The organism is Ralstonia sp. TCR112 (assembly GCF_007997035.1).
Taxonomy (GTDB): domain Bacteria; phylum Pseudomonadota; class Gammaproteobacteria; order Burkholderiales; family Burkholderiaceae; genus Ralstonia; species Ralstonia edaphi.
On the sequence record NZ_VOSS01000212.1, the window covers coordinates 1 to 6,930 of the forward strand.

The following is a 6,930-nucleotide window of genomic DNA, read 5'->3' on the forward strand; positions in this document are numbered from 1 at the left end:
CCTGGCGCCGCGTCGATGGCCGAGGCGCGGTCGCGCACCCAGCGCACGCCGTGGCGCCCGACCAGCGCGTCATACGGCACGGTAATCGACGCCAGGTCACGGTCGCCCGACAGGACGAGGTTCGACAGCGGGCACGAGACGAACGCGGCGTTCGGCTCAACCAGCGTGACATCGACACGGCCACCGGAAAACAGGCGCACGTACTTGGCCGCCGTTGCGCCGCCGTATCCACCACCCACCACCACCACACGCGCATTGCGCACGCCCGACAGCGATGCACACGCGGCCAGCGGCCCCGCCAGCGCGGTCGCTCCGAGTGCGCGCAAGAGTGCGCGTCGATCCTTGCGCAGCGATTCGCTCATGGCGTCTCCTGGGGTTGGCGTGACAGCCAGCCGGCAATGGCGGCGATCTGCGCATCGTCATAACCGCGGGCAATCTGGCCCATCACCGTGGACGGGCGCGCGCCGCTGCGGAAGGCCTGCATTGCGTCCATCAACTCGGCCTGCGAGCGGCCGGCCAGCGGCGGCAGCGTCTGCGCGGCGAGCTTGGCGCCGGGCGCGGTATCGGCGTGATGGCAGCTGGCGCACGTGGCAGCCCAGGTGCGGGCCTGCAGATTGGTGGGGGGAAGATCGGCCGCATGGGCCACAGTGGGCGCGGGGGCCGTCAGCAGCGCCGCAAGCAACGCTGCGGCGGCAAGGCGGTGGACGACGGGCATCGGGGGGCAGCGAAGTCGCGGAAGCGTCATACGCTAACACGCACCGCCAGCCATGTGCCTTGTGATGCGTGCAGCCAACAAAAAACGCAGCGCGGTGGCTGCGTTTCTTGCGTTGCGATGTCGTCGAGACGGCTTACGGCAGTTGTTTGCCCGGCGGCAGCGCGGGCGAGTTGGTCGGCGAGACGGTCACGCCCGGCGAGGCCGAAGTGACGGGTGCCGGTGCCTGCGTGGCCGTCGGCGTGCCTTGCACCGGTGCCGGCGTGCCTTGCGCCGCATCAGGCGCGGTCGACGGGTTGGTCGACGTGGCATTGGCGTCCAGGCGCTTGCGCTCGTCTTCGGTCACGTAGTCGAACACCTTCACGACCTTGTTGACGCCGCTCACGGTGCGCACGGCTTCGGTGGCCTTGTTGCCTTCGGCCTCGGTCACCACGCCCATCAGGAAGACGGTCTGCGCTTCGGTCGTCACCTTGATGGAGTTCCAGGGCACGCCTTCCGTGCCGGCCAGCACGCTCTTCACCTTGGTGGTGATGTACGTGTCATTGGTGCGCGAGCCGAACGTGCTCGACACCGGCGTCACGACGATCTCGTTGACGACCTCGCGCGCGTTCTGCAGCTTCTGCGCGTATTGGCCGATCTCCTGCTTGGTCTGCTCGGTGCCGGCTTCGCCGGTCAGCAGGACCTTGCGGTTGTAGACCGTCACGTTGACGTGGGCACGGCCGTCGTAGCGCGAGATCAGCGTGTTCTCGGCTTCCATCTGCAGGCCGCGGTCGATGGTCTGGGTGGCGGTCGGGCGACGGTCGGTGGCAAGTGCCACGCCGCCGGCCACGGCGCCCGCAAACAGCGGGAAGCAGGCGGTCAACTGCGTTGCGGTAATGCCGGCCAGGGCGGCCAGCACGGCGGTGCGCGTGACCGTGCGACGGAAACGGGCAAACGTAGGCGACGAGAGTTTCATGCTGTCCTTGAATGAAGTCCGGAAGAAAGAAGAGCGAGGTTCATGCGGATTTACGCATCAACGCCGAAGGCATCGCGCATCCATTCGATACGCGCACCGTCGATGGCGATGACGTCAAAGCGGCAGGCCGGCACATCTTCAACCTGCCGCGCGAGAAAATCTTCAGCCGCGGCAATCAGGCGACGCTGCTTGGCGGGCGTGACACTCGCGGCCGCGCCACCAAAGCGCTGCGTGGAACGCGCCACGCGGGCACGCACCTCAACGAAGACGAGCGCGCCGGCCGCGTCGCGCATCACCAGATCGATTTCACCGCCCTTGCAGCGATAATTGCGGCTGACCACGGCCAGCCCGCGCGCCTGCAAGTAGCGCAGCGCGCGGTCCTCACCGGCTTCACCGGTGGCGGCTGTGATGGGCTGCGGCGCATGCATTCGCGGTTTGAACCAAGTAACTGAGAGAAGTTCTCGTGAGTGATCCTGACTGGACCCTGCTGGCGCACGACCAGCACTATCCCGCCGGCGCATTATATGTGGTGGCTACCCCCATCGGGAACGCTGCGGACGTGTCGCTGCGGGCGCGCTACGTGCTGGGCATCGTCGACGCGGTAGCCTGCGAAGACACGCGCAACACCGGGCAACTGCTCAATCGGCTGGGGCTGTCGCGGCCGATGCTCGCGGCGCACGAGCACAACGAGCGCGAGGCCGCTGCGCGCATTGTCGCGCGGCTGGCGCAGGGCGAGCGCATCGCGTATGTGTCGGATGCGGGCACGCCCGGCGTGTCGGACCCGGGTTCGCGGATTGTCGAGGCGGTGCGTGCGGCGGGCCAGCGCGTGATCCCGCTGCCGGGCGCGAGCGCGGTGGTGACAGCGCTTTCTGCCGCCGGGGAATTGCTCGACACGTCTGGCGGGCAGTTCACCTTCGTCGGCTTCCTGCCGCCCAAGGCGGGGCAACGCGACGCGGCCATCCGCCAATGGGCCGCGCACGGCCCGGCGTGGGTTCTATATGAGGCACCGCATCGCATTGAAGCCACGCTCGCTGCATTGGCGGAACACCTGCCGGCGCGACGCATTCTCATCGGCCGCGAGTTGACCAAGCTGTTCGAGCAGATCGTCGTGCTGCGCGCTGCGGACGCACCGGCGTGGCTTGCCGCCGATGCCTCGCACGGCAAGGGCGAATTCGTTCTGGTGGTGGAAGGCGCGGGCGCGCAGGACGCGGCATCGACCGCGATGGCGGCGGACCAGGTCTTGCGTCTGCTGTTGGCTGAGCTGCCGGCCAAGCGCGCGGCCAAGCTGGCCGGGACGATTACGGGCGCGTCGGTCGACACGCTGTATCAGAGCGCGCTGGCGTTGAAAAACGAAGGGAAGGACTGAAGCAGGAAGCGGCCGGATCAGCGGATCAGCGGCGTTTGGCGCGGCGCTTGGTGGCTTTCTTCTTGGCCGGTGCCGGTTCATCACCGCCCACATCGGCATCGCCATCGTTGCTGGCAACGTCGGTTTGCGTCAGCTCGGGGCGCAGCGCTTCAACTTCAGCGCGCGACAGTCGGCGGATTTCCACCTGCGTCGAACCACGCTTGACGAAGTCGAGGCGCTTGGCAGCGGCGTACGACATGTCGAGGATGCGCTTGCCGTGGTACGGGCCGCGATCCGTCACCTTGGCCACGACCACGCGGTCGTTGGACAGGTTGCGCACCAGCACCCAGCTTTGCAGCGGCAGCGACGGATGCGCCACCGTGAAGGCATTCATATCGAAGCGCTCGCCGCTGGCGGTGCGGCGGCCGTGGAAGCCGCGGCCGTACCACGAGGCCAGGCCGCGCTGCTCGAACGTGCCGAGGTCGGCGCGCAGGCCGGGGCTCGTATCGGTGTTCTCGTCCAGCTTCAGGCTGCTCGAATCCTGGGTGCCACGGAACGACAGCGTGCCCCAGGCATCGGGATTGTCGCGCGGGTCCGCCACCTTCACCGCGGGCGCGGCGGGCTTGCTGGCCTGGAGGCCGGATTGTCCACCCGCGGGCGGCTCGCCGGGAACGGCGGCACAGCCCGCCAGCACCAGCAGCGCGGTGCCATGCGTGAGCCAGGCACGCAGCGTGCGGCCGGCCGAACGGCTGGAATTGAGGTGGGTCAACTTAAGCATGGCCGCGAGTCTAACATGCATGCTTCGATCGTTTATTTACATTTCCTATTAAAACGATCACATCATGCTGTCATCTCGCGCCAATTTTGTAATATTTTCTTTCCGATGTAACAGCACACCCCGCGAGCCCAATGCTGGCGCGGGCTCCGGCCGATACAATCGGGTTATCCCTGCCATGTGCAAATGCGCACACAAGATCACATGAAAGTCGTTGTCGTCCCCGTTACGCCGTTTGAACAGAACTGCACGCTGCTGATTGGCGACGATGGCACGGCGGCCGTCACCGACCCGGGCGGCGATATCGACCGCATCCTGGCCGCCGCCGAGCAGCACGGCGCCCGCATCGAAAAGATCCTGCTCACGCACGGCCACGTCGACCACTGCGCCGCCGCCGATGCGCTGCGCACGCAGCTTGGCGTGCCCATCGAAGGGCCGCAGAAGGATGAGGCGTTCTGGATCGACCAGTTGCCGATGCAAAGCCAGCGCTTTGGATTTCCGCCTGCCAAGGCCTTCGTGCCCGACCGCTGGCTGGAAGACGGCGACACCGTCGAAGCCGCCGGCCGCACGCTGCAGGTGTTCCACTGCCCTGGCCACACACCTGGCCACGTGGTGTTCTTCAGCCCGGAAGACCGCGTCGCCATCGTGGGCGATGTGTTGTTTGCGGGGTCGATCGGCCGCACGGATTTTCCGCGCGGCAACCATGCAGACCTGATCAACGCGATCCGCACGAAGCTCTGGCCGCTGGGCGACGACGTCACGTTTGTGCCGGGCCATGGCCCGGTCTCGACCTTTGGCGATGAGCGGGCCAGCAACCCGTACGTCGCTGATCGCCTGTTTGCCAACGAAGGCTCGGCATGAGCGAAAACACCAACGACAGCACCAACGACAGCGACGACACCTTCGCCGACACCGCGCCGGCCGCACCTGTCGCACCCGCCGACAAACCGCGCCGCAAGCGCGGCAACCAGCCGCCCGACACGCGGCCCGAAATCTACGTCAGCACCGACATCGAGGCCGACGGCCCCATCCCCGGACCGCACTCGATGCTGAGCTTTGCCAGCGCGGCGTACCTGGCCGACAAGACGCTCGTCGGCACGTTTGAAGCGAACCTGGAAACGCTCCCGGGCGCAGAGGGCCATCCGGTCCAGATGCAATGGTGGCAAACGCAGCCCGAGGCGTGGGCCGCATGCCGCGCCAACCTTGAGGCGCCCGAGGTGGCCCTGCCGCGCTACGTCGAATGGGTTGAGAGTCTGCCTGGCAAGCCCGTATTCGTGGCGTTTCCGGCCGGCTTCGATTTCACGTTCATGTTCTGGTACATGATGCGTTTTGCCGGGCGCTCGCCGTTTGGCTGGGCGGCGCTCGACATCAAGACGCTGGCCTTTGCGCTCACAGGCATGCCCTATCGGCGCAACGTCAAAGCGGCCTTTCCCGAACACTGGCACGACCCGCTGCCACACACGCATATCGCGCTCGATGACGCGAAAGAGCAAGGCGCCCTCTTCTGCAACATGCTCGCCGAGTTGCGCAAACGCGAAGGCGAACGCGCCGCCGCACAAGTGTCCCAGCAATCTGCTCAGGATTGAGCGCCGGACGCGTCACGCATTTCACGAAGACCCGCACGCGTTTTGCCTTTTGCCCGCGTGATGCGCCCACCATGCCGCAACGCAACTTGCGGGCTCGCAAACCCCCGTCTACGCTGGGCTTGTGCGAGCGACCAGACGACTGCGCCACCCGGCGCCGACAAGCAAAGCCACTCGCATACGCCATTTGCTTGCCGTATCGTTTTCGGGCCGCACGTGCCCCCGACGCCGGTGCGTGCCGGCGTCGGCTATCAGCCAACAACGGGAGGTACCGCGATGCGATTTTCCCGTGACGCGTTTGACACGCAACACTTGCGAGCGATGACGGAGCGCTTGCATTGGCATCGCAAATCATCTGCGAAGGCGGTTCCGTTGAGCATGCGTGCGCAGCATCTGCATCAGTTGCATCACACGCACAGCAACGCGCACCACGACGCAGACGTCATGAAGGTCGCCATGGTCTCGACCGCGGCGGCGCTGGCAGTGGTGCTTGCCGCCCTGCTGGCAGTTGGTTTCGGGTCAGAAATGGCCCGATGGATGGGCCTGGAATAAACCGGTGCCCTTGCGCGTCTTGACGGACGCAGCCCCGGCCCTCGCGCAGAGCGAGATACGGCCACCCCTGAACGGCCTGTCCGATGGAAATCGGCAGGCCGTTCAACTTTGTGGGGCGCGGTGAATTACTTCAGGAACGCCTCAAGCGCTTCAGGCGTGCGGCCGATGACGGCGCGGCCGTTGCGCACGAGCACCGGGCGCTGCAGCAGCTTCGGGTGGGCCGCGATGGCCTTGAGCAGCGCGTCGTCGGATGCATCGGCCAGATTGAGCTGCGCGTATTCGTCTTCGTTTTCGCGGATCAGGCTGCGCAGCGGGGTGTCGAGTTGCGCTGCGAGCTGTTTGAGGTCGGCCAGCGTGGGTGGCGTGGTCAGGTATTCGATGACCTCAAGTTGTTCGCCGTTTTTTGCGACGAAGGATTGGGCTTGTTCGAGGGCCGTGCGGGATTTGGAGCAGCGGGGGTTGTGGTAGATCTGCATGGTTTTTGGGCTTTTGTGTTGGCTTGATGGGGTGTGTTGCAATCTTAAGGGGTGGGGGTTGGGTGGGGGGTTCGTTGTTGGTTGTGGGGGGATTCGTGCTTTTTTGTTTTTTGTGGTGCATCCCTTGTTTCATCCCCTGCCGGGGCTGACTCACTTTCTTTGGTCTTGCCCAAAGAAAGTAAGCAAAGAAATGCGCGCCCGAGATGGCGAAAGACTCCCTCAATTTTCATAACCGGCGGAGGCGGGGAAAACTCGCTTCGCTCAGACAGTTCCCCGCCTTTTTTTTCCGCCCGCTTACAAAAATTGAAGGCGCCATCTAGGGCAGAGAAAGTCAACGGACAAAGCCAAACACTCTGGGCGCAAGCCGAAACGACAAAGGCAACCTCGCGACGGGTTGGCCTTTTTCTTTTGACGTTGAGCCCTTGATGGCGCCTTGAATTTTTTGTGAGCGGGCGGATCAAGAAGGAGGCTGATCTGAGCGCAGCGAGTTTGCCTCCTTCCCCGCACGGTCACACAAATTCAAGGGAAGTCG

10 protein-coding genes are annotated in these 6,930 nt (G+C 65.3%); 4 read left to right on the forward strand and 6 right to left on the reverse strand.

All coding sequences use genetic code 11. The features are described from left to right. The 4 genes from FUT88_RS25345 to FUT88_RS25360 form a co-directional block, all read right to left on the reverse strand. On the reverse strand, positions 1–362 hold a 362-nt coding region (locus FUT88_RS25345; RefSeq protein WP_147219309.1), incomplete at its 3' end, for an FAD-dependent oxidoreductase. Next, positions 359–715 carry a c-type cytochrome gene (locus FUT88_RS25350; protein ID WP_147219310.1) on the reverse strand — a complete coding sequence of 119 codons (357 nt, stop codon included), beginning with the start codon at positions 713–715 and terminating at the stop codon, positions 359–361. The genes FUT88_RS25350 and FUT88_RS25345, both read right to left, overlap by 4 nt. Positions 716–848: 133 nt before the next feature. Beyond that, positions 849–1,667 (reverse strand): BON domain-containing protein, encoded by an 819-nt coding sequence (locus tag FUT88_RS25355; RefSeq protein ID WP_147219311.1) that lies wholly within the window; start codon positions 1,665–1,667, stop codon positions 849–851. A gap of 50 nt (positions 1,668–1,717) precedes the next feature. After that, entirely contained in the window at positions 1,718–2,095 is a 378-nt protein-coding gene (locus tag FUT88_RS25360) for a YraN family protein (RefSeq protein ID WP_004628719.1), read from the reverse strand. Positions 2,096–2,130: 35 nt separating this feature from the next. Between FUT88_RS25360 and rsmI the strand changes: the two genes are divergently transcribed. Next, complete coding sequence (gene rsmI, locus FUT88_RS25365; RefSeq protein ID WP_147219312.1) at positions 2,131–3,033, forward strand: 16S rRNA (cytidine(1402)-2'-O)-methyltransferase; 903 nt, start codon at positions 2,131–2,133, stop codon at positions 3,031–3,033. 25 nt (positions 3,034–3,058) lie between these two features. Here the strand turns inward: rsmI and FUT88_RS25370 are convergent, their stop codons facing one another. After that, on the reverse strand, positions 3,059–3,790 hold the full coding sequence (locus FUT88_RS25370) for a septal ring lytic transglycosylase RlpA family protein (protein WP_186829387.1): 732 nt from the start codon (positions 3,788–3,790) through the stop codon (positions 3,059–3,061). A gap of 201 nt (positions 3,791–3,991) precedes the next feature. On the opposite strand from FUT88_RS25370, the gene FUT88_RS25375 reads away from it, so the two are divergent. The 3 genes from FUT88_RS25375 to FUT88_RS25385 all read left to right on the forward strand — a co-directional run bounded on the left by FUT88_RS25375 (position 3,992) and on the right by FUT88_RS25385 (position 5,922). Then, a complete protein-coding gene (locus tag FUT88_RS25375) occupies positions 3,992–4,648 on the forward strand; it encodes an MBL fold metallo-hydrolase (protein WP_147219317.1) in 657 nt (218 codons plus the stop codon). Next, complete coding sequence (locus tag FUT88_RS25380) at positions 4,645–5,373, forward strand: exonuclease (RefSeq protein WP_147219319.1); 729 nt, start codon at positions 4,645–4,647, stop codon at positions 5,371–5,373. The genes FUT88_RS25375 and FUT88_RS25380 overlap by 4 nt, the downstream gene beginning before the upstream one ends. A gap of 273 nt (positions 5,374–5,646) precedes the next feature. Then, on the forward strand, positions 5,647–5,922 hold the full coding sequence (locus FUT88_RS25385; protein WP_147219321.1) for a hypothetical protein: 276 nt from the start codon (positions 5,647–5,649) through the stop codon (positions 5,920–5,922). A 125-nt stretch (positions 5,923–6,047) separates the two neighbouring features. Here FUT88_RS25385 and arsC read toward each other — a convergent pair whose 3' ends face one another. After that, complete coding sequence (arsC, locus tag FUT88_RS25390; protein ID WP_147219323.1) at positions 6,048–6,398, reverse strand: arsenate reductase (glutaredoxin); 351 nt, start codon at positions 6,396–6,398, stop codon at positions 6,048–6,050. Positions 6,399–6,930 lie beyond the last annotated feature (532 nt).